General features: G+C 46.7%; 11 protein-coding genes. 7 read left to right on the top strand and 4 right to left on the bottom strand.

Going from position 1 to position 13853, the window contains the following annotated elements; all coding sequences use genetic code 11:
• Nucleotides 1-10: 10 nt before the first annotated feature.
• The gene (locus ACE3MZ_RS17710) at nt 11-1195 is read right to left on the bottom strand and encodes an AI-2E family transporter (RefSeq protein WP_411343451.1); all 1185 of its coding nucleotides are present in this window, start codon (nt 1193-1195) and stop codon (nt 11-13) included.
• Between the two features lie 259 nt (nt 1196-1454).
• On the opposite strand from ACE3MZ_RS17710, the gene ACE3MZ_RS17705 reads away from it, so the two are divergent.
• Entirely contained in the window at nt 1455-2954 is a 1500-nt protein-coding gene (locus ACE3MZ_RS17705) for a polysaccharide deacetylase family protein (protein WP_411343450.1), read from the top strand.
• Between the two features lie 190 nt (nt 2955-3144).
• Here the strand turns inward: ACE3MZ_RS17705 and ilvD are convergent, their stop codons facing one another.
• Both ilvD and ACE3MZ_RS17695 read right to left on the bottom strand, forming a co-directional pair.
• The gene (gene ilvD, locus ACE3MZ_RS17700) at nt 3145-4818 is read right to left on the bottom strand and encodes a dihydroxy-acid dehydratase (RefSeq protein ID WP_411346837.1); all 1674 of its coding nucleotides are present in this window, start codon (nt 4816-4818) and stop codon (nt 3145-3147) included.
• Between the two features lie 616 nt (nt 4819-5434).
• Nucleotides 5435-5683, bottom strand: a complete 249-nt coding sequence (locus ACE3MZ_RS17695) for a KGG domain-containing protein (RefSeq protein ID WP_411343449.1) — start codon at nt 5681-5683, stop codon at nt 5435-5437.
• 324 nt (nt 5684-6007) lie between these two features.
• On the opposite strand from ACE3MZ_RS17695, the gene ACE3MZ_RS17690 reads away from it, so the two are divergent.
• The 6 genes from ACE3MZ_RS17690 (at nt 6008) to ACE3MZ_RS17665 (ending at nt 12737) form a co-directional block, all read left to right on the top strand.
• On the top strand, nt 6008-6970 hold the full coding sequence (locus ACE3MZ_RS17690; RefSeq protein ID WP_411343448.1) for a sugar kinase: 963 nt from the start codon (nt 6008-6010) through the stop codon (nt 6968-6970).
• A gap of 245 nt (nt 6971-7215) precedes the next feature.
• Complete coding sequence (locus tag ACE3MZ_RS17685; RefSeq protein WP_411343447.1) at nt 7216-7881, top strand: bifunctional 2-keto-4-hydroxyglutarate aldolase/2-keto-3-deoxy-6-phosphogluconate aldolase; 666 nt, start codon at nt 7216-7218, stop codon at nt 7879-7881.
• Nucleotides 7882-8327: 446 nt separating this feature from the next.
• Complete coding sequence (locus ACE3MZ_RS17680; protein ID WP_411343446.1) at nt 8328-9161, top strand: alpha/beta fold hydrolase; 834 nt, start codon at nt 8328-8330, stop codon at nt 9159-9161.
• A 300-nt stretch (nt 9162-9461) separates the two neighbouring features.
• Entirely contained in the window at nt 9462-10202 is a 741-nt protein-coding gene (locus tag ACE3MZ_RS17675) for an NAD-dependent protein deacylase (RefSeq protein WP_411343445.1), read from the top strand.
• A gap of 132 nt (nt 10203-10334) precedes the next feature.
• Nucleotides 10335-11348, top strand: coding sequence for an L-glyceraldehyde 3-phosphate reductase (gene mgrA / locus ACE3MZ_RS17670; RefSeq protein WP_411346836.1), 1014 nt, complete (start codon nt 10335-10337; stop codon nt 11346-11348).
• A gap of 321 nt (nt 11349-11669) precedes the next feature.
• Nucleotides 11670-12737: an ankyrin repeat domain-containing protein gene (locus ACE3MZ_RS17665; protein WP_411343444.1), complete on the top strand. Its 1068-nt coding sequence runs from the start codon at nt 11670-11672 to the stop codon at nt 12735-12737.
• A gap of 39 nt (nt 12738-12776) precedes the next feature.
• Here the strand turns inward: ACE3MZ_RS17665 and ACE3MZ_RS17660 are convergent, their stop codons facing one another.
• Complete coding sequence (locus ACE3MZ_RS17660) at nt 12777-13655, bottom strand: helix-turn-helix domain-containing protein (RefSeq protein WP_411343443.1); 879 nt, start codon at nt 13653-13655, stop codon at nt 12777-12779.
• Between the last annotated feature and the right edge of the window lie 198 nt (nt 13656-13853).

Raw genomic sequence — 13853 nt, 5'->3', positions numbered from 1 at the left:
TTCTACATCATCATCTTAACTTATCATCAGGCGTTGCTGATTCTGCTGAAAATGTAGGTTCTTCACTTCCATCATTTGCGTTTGCGACTGTACCTTCACGTCCCATCGGCTCAAATTCTTCTTTTGGTAACGTAATCCAGCGCTGCAAGTAGCCCTGTACAAACAATTCTTTGAGCAAAATAATCAGAATCGGCGAGAGCACCAGCCCAGCAACGCCGAAGATTGATAGTGAGATAATCATCGCCGACAGCATCAGATAGGCGGAGGTGATGCCGATTGAGTTCCCGGTTATTTTAGGCTCCAGTAGCTGGCGCGTCAGCATGACGACGATCAGCAGCACGGTGAGTCCAATAGCAAGACCAGTTTGTCCGACGATAAACAGATATATAATCCAAGGAATGAAAATAACCGGGATTCCCAGTAACGGCAAAATATCGAATACCGCACTCAAAATCGCCAGTGAAAACGCATGATCCACTTGCAAGATCAGCAGTCCGATATAGACAAGTACAAAGGTCAGCGACACCATAATCAGCTGTGCCTTCAAATAAGCACCGATTGCGAAGAAAACGTGATTTTTCAGGAAAAAGACAGCTTTTTTGATCGTATTTGGCGTTTTCTCATGAGCAATTCTTCGCCACAGATTAATCTCAGCACTCAGGAAGAATGCCAGAATAATGCCAACTGCAAAGCTGCCGATAAAAGACGAGAAGGTGCCAAGCCAACCGATCGCGATATTGAACAGTGATTTGCCCCATACCGCCAAGCCCGCGGTAAACGTAGCAAAATATTCGTTAATCTGCTCTGTTAGATTAGGTGGCAACGCATTTAGCTTATCCTGTAAAAAGACAGTAAAGCTCGCAAAATGCTGCTGCACGATGGATGCATATCCTGGTAGATCATCCGTTACCTGACTAATCTGAGATACGAATACAAGTCCCGCGCCAAATAGCGCACCAAGAATAATCAGAACAAATACAAGAACCGCAATCGCAGAGCTTGCCATTTTGGGCAATCCGCGTCGATTCAGAAACATCGCAAACGGTTCAATAATCGCAAAAATCAACACCGATAGAAATACTGGCGCAGCAATCCGATATAGCCAGCTAGATAGCAATAAAACAAGATACACAGTCAATACGACGATCGCAATATCAAATGCGGTTCGCCAATATTTTTTGTACAAAGGCAACATAACGATGAAAACTCCTTTTTACGATAATCTACGCGCGTCATATAGTGAATACACGCAATTGTAAAGTCTACTGTTACAACTGAAATTCCGCAGTATGCTAAAATAGTATAGAGGCAATTGGTACAAAAGCCAATCAGACCGCAGCATGATTCTACGACACAAGCATATTGTCAACCGATATGAATTCCAATCGCCTGCTAACCGCAATGGAGCCTTTGTTACAATTCCAAGCTGGATATGGTGCCGAAAGGAGCTAATTATGGAACAATTATTTTTGTGGCTGCTGTACATAGGTTCATTTTACGCGTTTATTCCCGGTCTGTTTAGTCGGATGTTCGGTTATCGCGTCTTTCGTCGGGGAGAGAGTGATACACAGTTTGCACTTACGTTTGACGATGGTCCTGATCCAGTCTATACACTGTTATTGCTAGATTTGCTCCAAAAGTACAATGCCCGCGCGACTTTCTTTGTCGTAGGGCGACATGCAGAACAGCACCCAGATATACTGCGCCGGATTCATGAGGAAGGGCATCAGATCGGCATTCATAATTATAATCATAAAGCGAATTGGTTCATGTCACCAGCAGCAGTGCGACGGCAAATTCAATTGACGCAGCAGGTGATCCATCAGATTACGGGTGTGCGTCCGGTATACTATCGTCCACCATGGGGGATCGTCAACCAGTCTGACTTATCCAAACATAATCATTACGATATTGTACTCTGGTCCTCGTTGTTCGGCGACTGGCGTAAGCGGGTTGGTCATCAACGGTTGTCCGCACGCATGATGCGCAAGCTCAGAGGCGGGGAGATCATGCTATTGCACGACTGTGGCAACACCTGGGGAGCGGATGATGATGCACCAGCGGAGATGCTGTTAGCATTGGAACTAGTGTTGCAAGAAGCGCAGCAGCGTCATTTACAATCCGTAACGATTGGAGAACTGATGGAAGGGAGCAACTATATGTCCAGACATATACGAAACCAGTCCGAATGGGATGATCGCCAGACTGCAAGCAATCGTAGAGCACCAATTGGCACGCTCATCTCTCCATGGAAACGGGTATTGATTAACATCTGGCTGGGCTGGGAACGGATATTTCGCTGGGGATTCCAGCTGCAACGCTCAGATAGGGATAGTTTCTTTCATTATCGGCTGCGTGCTTATCAAGGACAGCCATTGAAGCTGGACGATGATCGTATGCTATGCAAAGGCGATCTCATTATAGAACTGCACTTGGATAACCAACAGTTAGTCAGTTTGTCTTCTCGTTCGCGTTCAACGATGCAACTGGCGATTCTGCTCATACAGACAGCGAAAAAAGATTTCCCCCGACTTGCTACTTGCATTCAACAGCAACCAGAATTGCAGCATGCCAAAGCGCTGTATGGTGTCAGTATGATTAATCGTGGACCGGAAAAGTTCGGCTTTGCGATTCATGATCTACCACGAGGCTTATTTGCCTGGAGCACACGATTGTATCTCAAATTGCTAATGGCGGTAATCCATCCATCTGGCAGTATGCGTCTCAAAGAACAGTCTAGTCAGCTTGTGCCGAAGATTATGCTTTGCCCGACTGATATATTTCTGAATCGGTATGCTGAGAGAACGCAATCAGTACATAGCGAACTAGAATTGCCAACAGCTACATCGATTATGGCGGTAGCGAATGTGAGCGGTGTAGCTGTAGACAATCCTGCCGTTCCTTCCAGCAGCACAGACTCTTGCGTACCGATATCGTATCATGACAAAGAATGATCGCGTGTTAACAGAGGAATACACATAGTGCATGTGATCGGTTTCCTGTATATAAAAAAGCGAGTCACCGTATCTATGTATACGGTGACTCGCTTTTGTTTTGCGTAGTGCAAACCCAATCCGATGGTGCATCAGGTTTGTGCTACGGCGGATAAGCGTATTGCTATATCTGTTCTTCCAAGCTGGAAGATTAGATTTTCATGATACCGCCCATGCTGGCATTGGTTACGAGTTTGGAGTAACGAGCGAGGTAGCCTGTTTTTACTTTTGGCTCGAACTCTTTCCATTCGGTTTTACGACGTTCTTCCAGTTCCTCGTCGCTAACATGCAGCGTAATTTTACGTTCGTTCAGATCCAGCTCGATGATATCGCCATCGTGTACAAAAGCGATTGGACCGCCTTCGGCTGCTTCCGGTGATACGTGACCGATACTGATCCCGCGGGATGCACCGGAGAAACGACCGTCTGTCAACAGACCGACTTTGGCGCCGAGACCCATACCAACGATTTGCGAAGTAGGAGCCAGCATTTCCGGCATACCTGGTCCACCTTTTGGACCTTCATAACGGATAACGACAACATGACCTTCTTTGACGTGACCGTTAGCGATACCGTACAGCGCATCATCCTGGGAGTCGAAGCAGATTGCAGGACCTTTGTGGTACCCGCCAACTGAAGCGTCAACCGCGCCGACTTTGATGATCGAGCCTTCTGGAGCAAGGTTACCGAACAGTACAGCCAGACCGCCGCGTTCGGAGTGTGGATTTTCCAGAGCATGAATGACTTCATGATTTTGGATTTCCTGACCTTCTACGTTCTCACGCAATGTTTTACCAGTTACGGTAATACAATCATCATGCAGAGCACCCGGTTTTTTGAGCAGTTCGTTCAATACAGCGCTCACGCCGCCTGCCAGATGCACATCCTCGATATGCCAGTCAGAAGCAGGAGCCAGTTTCGCCAGATGTGGTACACGGTTAGCGACTTCGTTGATGCGGTCGATTGGATACTCAATCTCAGCTTCGTGCGCCAGTGCCAATGTGTGCAGAACCGTATTGGTGGAGCCGCCCATTGCCATATCGAGTGCAAACGCATTGTCGATCGCTTTTTCCGTTACGATATCGCGTGGTTTCAGATCCAGTTTGATCAGTTCCATCAGCTGGGTAGCCGATTGACGAACGAAATCGCGACGTTCTGGCGATACAGCCAGAATTGTACCGTTACCTGGCAGTGCCAGACCGAGTGCTTCAGCCAGACAGTTCATGGAGTTCGCCGTAAACATACCGGAACACGATCCACAGGTTGGACAACCAAATTGTTCAAGTTCTAGTAAGCTCTTATCATCGATTTTCCCCGCTTGATAAGCACCAACGCCTTCAAATACGGATGTCAGAGAGATCGAACGACCTGTGCTGTCTTTACCAGCCTTCATCGGTCCGCCACTAACGAATACAGTCGGGATGTTAACGCGCAGTGCGCCCATCATCATACCTGGTGTGATTTTGTCACAGTTCGGGATGCAGACCATACCGTCAAACCAGTGCGCTGATACGACGGTTTCCAGAGAATCCGCAATGATCTCGCGGCTTGGCAGGGAATAACGCATACCGATATGTCCCATAGCGATGCCGTCGTCCACGCCAATCGTATTGAATTCAAATGGCACGCCGCCTGCTTCACGGATGGCTTCTTTAACGATTTTACCGAACTCTTGCAGATGCACATGACCCGGAACGATGTCGATGTAAGAGTTACATACAGCGATAAATGGCTTGCCAAAATCTTCTTCCTTCACGCCTGCTGCACGGAGCAGACTACGGTGCGGTGCGCGATCGAATCCTTTTTTGATCATGTCCGAACGCATTTTCTGTTTTGTGTTAACTGCCATGGTGTCGGTTTCCCCCCAAATATATAGTAGTAGCTTTTTTACTTTAGCGCGTTTGAATACCAAAGTGAGAAGCTGAAAAAGCAGTGCATAATACAGCGGATGAACATACGGAAAGGATGAAAACATACATTATGTCATGAACCCATACGGACCAATATGTGCAAAGCAAGTGTACACAAGCTGATATTACACAAAAGTTTTTAATAGAGTCTATCATATGTGTCAGCTTTTTGCCAGCTTATATTATGTAAATTACGGAGAAAAAGAACACAAAAAAGCAGACCTTTTTTGTGCATCACACAAAGCGGTCTACGAATCATTTTGGTTATTGTAGTAAGTGTTTACCTATATTTTACACATGGTGAAAAATGAACCAGTGGTTATAAGCAAATGATCAGCAGACATAAACAACGCCAACGCCACACGCTATAAAAAGGGTGTGAAGCTGGCGTTGCAGAACAGGCGGCTTACCATGTGAACAATGAATACTATCGATTAAAGCAAACCGACTGCGTCTGCGAACAGGTAAGCGCCACAATGACATTACCTGACGGGGCTGTAATCAAACATGCCGATGCCATATCGGCGTACATTATTTACTGCCACCTTTACGTCCAATCTCTTTATAAAAGTCGCGATCATGCGTTTCCGATGTCGCTTCGCCGCCTTTGCGTCCAATTTCCTGATAAAAATCTTTGTCATGATTACGGGACGTAGCTTGTCCGCCTTTTTTACCGATCTGCTGGTAGAATTCTTTGCTATGTTTACGGGATGTGGCTTGTCCGCCCATACGCCCGGCTTCTTCGCGGGTCATTTTGCCATTGCTCTTGTTGTTTGCCATAACAATATCACTCCTGTCAGATTAATAAAGCGTTAACGTGTTACCAACTACATGTAGTTGCTCATTAATTACCCGGTAGGTATCGACTGAAACGAAAATTGCCTAATTTATCCACTTGGCATTTATTTTTAATTGAAAAAAGCAATATAAAAGCAATATCTCAGTGTTGTGATTGAATTCACAACGAATATTACGTCTTTCCTTTACATTATAAAGATGGCGATGAATTCGTATCATTGACAATAAAGAAAGCGGTTGCGAAAATAAACAGTGTAACTGTTACATACGCTTGTACCGCAAATGTTGGAATCGGGAGGATAAACGATGAACAATCAGGCAGGATATCCGGAAGTCGTCACCTTTGGTGAATCCATGGGTTTGTTGACTGCCGAGGATTCACGAGGTCTGGAGTATGCAGCCCAGCTGCGCAAATCATTCGGTGGGGCTGAAAGTAATCTAGCGATTGGTATTGCCCGTCTGGGGCATTCGGTCGGCTGGTGTGGTCGACTTGGCAATGATCCACTTGGCATTATGATTCAAAAGGCGCTTCGCGGCGAAGGCGTCGATATGTCACGTTCACAGCTGGCAGATGGCGAGCCGACGGGTCTGATGTTACGCGAAAATGTATCTGGCAAAGCATCTGTCCATTATTACCGCCGTTTATCGGCAGCCAGCCATATGAAGCCGGAGCATCTGGATGAACAGTATATTGCCGGAGCACGTATTTTGCATGTAACTGGCATTACCGCGGCGATTAGTCGTTCGGGTCTGGATACGGTGCGCCGGGCAATGGATATTGCTACTGAAGCAGGTGTAACCGTATGCTTTGATCCGAATCTGCGATTGAAATTGTGGACGCTAGAGGAAGCGCGTCCAGTACTGCTAGGTTTGGCAGAGCGTTGTGATTACTTTTTACCGGGATTAGATGAGCTGGCGTTGTTGTATGAGACGGAAGATCAGAACCAGATCTTTGACCGTTTACGTCAATTGAGAGCCGTTAGCATCGTCAAAGGTGGTCCTGATCTGACGTATGTAGTGGAACCGGAGCGCACGCTGGAAGTGCCGTATTTCAAGGCAGAGCATGTGCTTGATACAGTCGGTGCTGGCGATGGATTTTGCGCCGGATTCATTACCGGATTGCTACGCGGCTATTCCAATGAAGAAGCAGTACGACTGGGCAATCTGAACGGCTCGATGGTTATTCAAGCGGTGGGTGACTGGGAAGCACTCCCTACCCATGCACAGGTGGAAGCAAAGCTGGATAACAAAGTGCATATTGAGCGTTGATGGGATAGGAAGCAAGGTTGCACAAAGCTTGATGCGACTTTACTAGATGACCGTATGAAATAGATCCTTAAACTATGTGAAAAGTACAAATGATATTTCGAGTATGTATCCTCTATGGAGAAACGAAATACATGTCCGACAGGATCACACCCAGTCTATATTTTCACAAATAAATACTGTCTTTCATTTCATTTTGTTCACGTTAATATTGTAAAAAATTTCAAAATGATCAAAGGAGCATATATATGAAAAAACTACAAATACTACAAAAAATAATCGATAACGGAGTAGTTGCAGTACTGCGCGGGGATTCCGCCGATCAAGTGTTCAAAATGGCAGAGCAAGCGATCGCTGGCGGTATCAAAGTCATCGAAGTAACACTTACTGTACCGGGCGCACTGCAAGCGATTGAGAAATTAAGCCGTATTTACAGCTGGAAATCGGAAAGTGCTGATAAATTTGCCATTATCGGCGCAGGCACCGTATTGGAGCCGCAAACCGCGCGTGCAGCCATTATGGCGGGTGCCGAATTTGTCGTAGGACCATCGCTCAATCCAGATACGGTGAAAATCTGTAATCTGTATCGTATTCCTGTTCTGCCGGGTGTTACGACACTGGAAGGCGTGCAGCATGCGCTAGAGCTTGGCGTAGACATTGTGAAGTTGTTCCCGGGCAATCTGTATCAACCGTCCATTATTAAGACGCTGAAGGGGCCAATGCCACAGGCTAACTTTATGCCAACTGGCGGCGTCTCGCTGGACAATCTGGGCGAATGGATCAAAGGTGGCGCGGTTGCCGTCGGTATCGGTTCAGATCTCACGACCGATGCGCTCAAAACAGGCGATCTGAGTCTAGTGCGTCAAAAAGCGGAGCAATATATGAAAGTATACCGCGAAGCAAAGCAAAGCTAATCATCTCACTATACTAGCGGGATTAGCGGGCTGACACACATTGGTTGAAGCGCATGGAGAAGCATACGATGTTCCATCGCCAAATGATGACTGATCAGATGATCAACTATGTCATCGTGGCATAATGTAATACAGCTTGGAAAAGATGATTTTGCACGGTTTTGCAAGGGAAAGTTTCTTCTGATATATCGAAAGTGGTATACTACACATACGAGCAGCCTGTTGTCCTGCCAGGGAGACAGGCTGTTTTGCATCGCACAACGCTGCTACGTATGCGAAGTGTGCAGGTGCAATATCCATTTTTACGATGTGGTTTCACTGTCCATGTTGCCGCAACGTATACGCGGAAGCAGGAGTATGGATAGCAGGCGGTCATGCGACAATTCTTGCTTTACATGAAGTGGTTTGGCGCGATCGTTCTGAAGAAACAGCAATGGAAGGAGAGCATGATGTTTAGACGCAAGCGTAACAATTATCTCGGAGGATATAGCGGTGCAAGGCGCGGTGGCAGTCGTATTCGCACAATCGGCAAAATTTTGCTGGCTGTGTTGATTGTACTAGTGATCGCATGTGGTGCAGCCGCATGGTATGTGCTGACTCCGTATCAACCAACAACAGAGGCACAGCAGGCGATCAACGCGACGGAAGAAGGCATAACGGTACATAATTCGGATAACTGGATTGAGTTTGCCGCAGCCAAGCCGACAGGAGACAGCGTCATTTTCTATCCGGGTGCACGCGTGAAGCCAGAGGCGTACAGTCTGGTAGCACAGCGTTTGGCTAAAAATGGACATTCCGTTTATATTATGAAAATGCCGTTTAACTTTGCTTTTTTCAAGCCCGATGCGGCACAGGCTGTAGTGGATAGCAATCCGAATCAGAAATTCATTATCGGTGGTCATTCACTTGGTGGCGTCTTCGCTTCACGATATGCAGCCAGCCATGTAGATCAGATCTCAGGCGTCTTTTTCCTAGCTTCGTATCCGGATGATAACGGTAGTCTCGGCAATAGCGGTTTGCCAGTCATGTCGATTACTGCATCCAACGATGGCGTATTGGAACGCTCTAAATATGAGGCTGCACGCGTATTACTTCCGGCTACAGCTGTATACTATAGTATTCAAGGCGGTAATCATGCTCAGTTTGGTAGTTATGGCGAGCAAAAAGGGGATAAAACAGCCCAGATTACCGCCGATGAACAACTGGAGCAAACAACCAATGCACTCCTAAGTTGGATGAAAGAAATTCCTTCATCATTGAAAAAAGCATCTTCCAAGTAAGGTGAAATCGAAGGATGCGTCATGCAATTGCAGTGAAGTCATCTTCAAAAGGATAGCACGTTGATGAATCGCCATCCTTGATCACATCAGACCGTCACAACAGCAGGCAGCGTTTCCCATCGTCCATACGGTGCACAGAAACGCTGCCTTTTGTTTTTGGATGTGGGGGAACGCTGGAATCATATAGGCGCAAAAAATTGTTGGAAGATTGTTCGCAGAGCATGATGTAGCAACGATGCGCATAGTAAGTAACTCCAATGATACACGTATACAAAATGACATACTCAGGAGGGATAAGATATGGATACAATCAATCAGCTGGCACAATGGATACATGAGTCAGAACGAATCGTCTTTTTTGGTGGTGCAGGTACATCGACAGAGAGTGGCATTCCCGACTTTCGTTCGGCAACGGGCTTGTATCAGGAAAATGGACAGCGTGGCTATTCACCAGAGGAGATGCTGAGTCGTCCGTTTTTTGATCGGGAGCCGGAGTTGTTTTTTGACTTTTATCGAGGCAAGCTGCTGCATCCAGATGCATCGCCTAATCCAGTGCATCATCTGCTCGCAGAATTGGAGCAAGAAGGCAAACTTAGCGCGGTCATTACGCAAAATATTGACGGCTTGCATCAGAAGGCAGGCAGCCGCAATGTGCTGGAGCTGCACGGTTCGGTATACCGCAATTTCTGTACAACATGTCGCAAGAGCTATACGCTAGAGGATGTGCTTGCACAGGAAGGCGTACCACGCTGTCCACTTGATAACGGTGTGATTCGCCCAGATGTCGTATTGTATGGGGAATCGCTGAATTCCGATGTGATTAGCGAAGCGGTAGCGGCGATTGCACAGGCGGATTTGCTGATCATCGGCGGTACGTCACTCACGGTGTATCCGGCAGCAGGCTTTGTCACGTATTTCCGGGGAAATCATACTGTGTTGCTGAATGCATCGGCAACGTCGCATGATCGTCATGCGGATCTGATCATTACTGAGTCGATGGGCAATGTACTGCAACAAATCCGACAACAGCGCCTTTCATGACGACACACAACCTCAAACAATGAGCCAATACAACAGCTGTAGAAATAGGATTGCATATTGATAACGCTTCCGTTATGATTTGTGAGGATATGCAAGGCAACGACTTTATTTAGCAGAAGGGTTGGGATGATTGTGGTCTATGTAGCTTCGGAACAACGCTATGACAAAATGAAATACAACCGTCTTGGACGATCGGGATTAAAACTGCCAGCGATTTCGCTCGGCTTGTGGCATAACTTTGGTGGTGTCAATACACTATCCAATTCGCGTGAAATGTTGACCCGTTCGTTTGATCTAGGTATCACTCACTTCGATCTGGCGAATAACTATGGTCCACCACCGGGATCGGCAGAGGAAACATTCGGTCAGGTGCTGAAGCAAGATCTGGCGCCATACCGCGATGAACTCGTTATCTCGACCAAAGCTGGGTATTACATGTGGCCGGGACCATACGGCGAATGGGGTTCCCGCAAAAACCTGATTTCCAGTCTGGATCAGAGTCTGAAGCGGATGGGATTGGAATATGTTGATATTTTCTACTCTCATCGATTCGACCCGGAAACCCCATTGGAAGAAACAATGATGGCGCTGGATCATATCGTGCGTTCCGGCAAAGCATTATATGTCGGCATTTCCAGCTATTCCGCCGAGCAAACGCGCGAAGCGGTCAGCATTCTCAAGCAACTCGGTACACCGCTGACCATTCACCAGCCGCGTTATTCCTTGCTGGATCGCTGGATTGAGAATGGATTGCAGGATGAGCTGGACGCTGCGGGTGCAGGCAGTATCGCTTTCTGTCCATTGGAGCAGGGCGTGCTGACAAGCAAGTACCTGAACGGTGTGCCGGAAGACTCCCGTGCTGCTGGTTCCTCGGTATTTTTGGGCAAAGACCAGATCACTCCGCAAACGATTCGCAAAGTAACGGCGCTCAATCAGGTAGCAGCTTCGCGCGGTCAAAGTCTGGCACAAATGTCGCTGGCATGGGTTCTGCGTAGTGGCAAAGTCACCTCCGCTCTGATCGGCGCCAGTCGCGTATCGCAAATCGAAGAAAACATCAAAGCACTGGACAATCTGGACTTCTCGGATGAGGAATTGCAACGCATCGAGACGATTCTCAAAACCGATAGCGAGCATCACGAGCAATAATACGTGAACGTTCGACACGGTGAGATTGATGGATCAGCGTATTTGATACGGAAAAGGCTTCGCCAACTTGGCGGAGTCTTTTTTTCGATAGCGCAGCAGACTGTTTCGATAGCGCAGCAAATCATCTCGATAGAGCAACAAACTATTTCGATTGTGTACCAAGCTTTTGCTATCTTGGATATATGCGTGATCGTGTTTTTCGTATTGAGTTGATACCTTTTGCGTTAAGTTGCAATTTTCATATCCAAAGCAGACAATAAAAGATAGATGCAAAACAGTGACACAGCACAACTACATACGTTGCAAAGGAGCGAAGCATTCATGTATCGCATACAAGATCAAGGTAATTACGAGCATTTGCCTGAGTTGGCACTTGCCATTTATGAAGGGAAAGCAGAGCAGGTCACAACGTTGCTGGACAACGGACATGATCTCAATGCGCCAATCCAATTAGGAACATATACATCGCTAGTACCGCTTCATCTGGCGATTGTTACTGAACAAAGCGATATGATACGTTTGTTAGTAGAGCGTGGAGCAGAATTGAATACGATACACAATCCAGCTATGCTCAAAGCCGTTCGGTATGCCAGTGAACAGGACATTCGCTATTTGTATGAATCTGGCGCACGACTCGATCTGTACAATAACGTCAAATCAGGAGCATATCAGGAAGCATACTACGGTGGCGGTCAGCATATTCCATTGTTGCAGGAACTCGGTCTCGATATCGTTAAGCATGCAGGCAAAACGCTCCGAACTGCTGTACAGAAGCATGATATGAAAATAGTAGATTATTTGCTAAATCAGGGCGTAGACATCAATTACAACGAAGCCAATCAAGTCTATCCATACAAGGCAACCCCGCTAACGGTCGCTGTACGTAATGGCGATGTGAAGATGGCTCATTATTTACTAGATCAAGGCGCAGACGTCACAATAACCGAAAAGGGCGGTGAACGTGCATACACGATTGCACGTACAGGTGGTCATCATGAACTAGCAGAACGTATCAAGCAACTGGAACCGCCCGAATTTCAAGATAAAAGCAATAAACATCATTCGCTGCTTCCGTATAAGCTACCAGCAGATTTGCAGCAATGGTTGGAACAACAACCGCAGCGATTGGAATTGCCGGAAAACAATGAATATGGGATACGTTATATCGATTTTTTCCAGCTGATGGATACGATTGCATTCAAATTTGGACGAACAAAATTACTGCGTCTGTCATCTGTAGTGGATAATTATAGTCATCTTCATATTGTCTGGCACGCCGGATCACGCAAGATTGCTTGCTACGATGAGGAGCATCTGACCTTAGAACCGCTGACAAACTGGAAATCATTCCAGCAACATCCGCTGAGTAGCTTGGAAACGTTATTCTAAATAAATGGAAACTCATTCCCAATTTACTGTTGCGCTTGTCTATTCCTGTACCTCTGGAGGCTGAATGGACGAGCGGTACTGACTGGGCGATACATCATAAAAGCGCCGAAATTGCTTGGAAAAGTATAGCGCATCCGTCAACCCAACGGATGCCGCGATCTGCTGAGTAGACAACTCGGGTCGTTCACGTAGCAGCTGACGCGCTTTATCAATTCGCAGCTTGAGCAAATACGTCACTGGCGTCATGCCCGTCTCCTTTTTAAAAATACGTGACAGATACGCTCGGTTGTAGCCGATACTACTGCACATATCCTCAATCGATACCGGATGTGCGTACTGACTGGACATGTAGTGGATCATCTGCTTAACCGTACGCCGGGTAATCGATTCTGCACCGGGCAGCGCCGCTTCACGCGTCAGCAGCTCCCCGGCTTCTGCCATAATCAGGTGCAGATAGCCAAGCGAAGCCAGATCAGAGCTATCTTTTTGCGTATAAAAGGCTTGTAGCATCTGCTGCAAATGCTGGCGAATATGACTGCCGTTCTGCTCATACAGTGCAGCGGTTCGAGCGACTGGTGAGCTAGCGCTGAAGCCTGCCTGCTTTACCAGTTTATCTGCCTGTTGACCGGCAAAAGCAACCCAGTGATAATGCCACGGCTGCTGTCGATCTGATACATAGCTGACCAATTGACCCGGATGAATGAGAAACGAATCACCTGCATTCAGCTTATACGTATGATCCTCGGTAATGAATTGCCCGCGTCCAGCAGCCACATAATGATACAGATAATAATCATAAATCTTAGGTCCCAGTCGATGCGACGAAGGCGTCTGACTCTCGCCCGTAAATAGCACATATAATGTACCTTGATCATGGAAAATAGGATTTGGTGCTACCTGATACGTTTTATCTAACATGAATCACTACCTCCTGCGTATCATACAATGTGCATGCTTGTACTCATTTGCTGCAAATTTAATGCTCACTTTATCTTTTGTTCATACACGCGTCATATTGCTACAGTATAATTATACAATCTTGAAGTCACATTTATCCATATAAACAACACATCTGTTCATTACGCTTCATAGCGCTCTCAGGCTATACTGGTATCA

The organism is Paenibacillus sp. WLX1005, assembly GCF_046603685.1.
Lineage (GTDB): Bacteria > Bacillota > Bacilli > Paenibacillales > Paenibacillaceae > Saccharibacillus.
The sequence above is the reverse complement of the archived record's forward strand: the minus strand, read 5'-3'. Positions and strand labels throughout refer to the sequence as shown.

What these genes read in the sequence shown, in the direction of transcription:
- ACE3MZ_RS17710 (WP_411343451.1), bottom strand. Translation starts at nt 1,195, where the DNA reads ATGTTGCCTTTGTACAAAAAATATTGGCGAACCGCATTTGATATTGCG.
- ACE3MZ_RS17705 (WP_411343450.1), top strand. Translation starts at nt 1,455, where the DNA reads ATGGAACAATTATTTTTGTGGCTGCTGTACATAGGTTCATTTTACGCG.
- ilvD (WP_411346837.1), bottom strand. Translation starts at nt 4,818, where the DNA reads ATGCGTTCGGACATGATCAAAAAAGGATTCGATCGCGCACCGCACCGT.
- ACE3MZ_RS17695 (WP_411343449.1), bottom strand. Translation starts at nt 5,683, where the DNA reads ATGGCAAACAACAAGAGCAATGGCAAAATGACCCGCGAAGAAGCCGGG.
- ACE3MZ_RS17690 (WP_411343448.1), top strand. Translation starts at nt 6,008, where the DNA reads ATGAACAATCAGGCAGGATATCCGGAAGTCGTCACCTTTGGTGAATCC.
- ACE3MZ_RS17685 (WP_411343447.1), top strand. Translation starts at nt 7,216, where the DNA reads ATGAAAAAACTACAAATACTACAAAAAATAATCGATAACGGAGTAGTT.
- ACE3MZ_RS17680 (WP_411343446.1), top strand. Translation starts at nt 8,328, where the DNA reads ATGATGTTTAGACGCAAGCGTAACAATTATCTCGGAGGATATAGCGGT.
- ACE3MZ_RS17675 (WP_411343445.1), top strand. Translation starts at nt 9,462, where the DNA reads ATGGATACAATCAATCAGCTGGCACAATGGATACATGAGTCAGAACGA.
- ACE3MZ_RS17665 (WP_411343444.1), top strand. Translation starts at nt 11,670, where the DNA reads ATGTATCGCATACAAGATCAAGGTAATTACGAGCATTTGCCTGAGTTG.
- ACE3MZ_RS17660 (WP_411343443.1), bottom strand. Translation starts at nt 13,655, where the DNA reads ATGTTAGATAAAACGTATCAGGTAGCACCAAATCCTATTTTCCATGAT.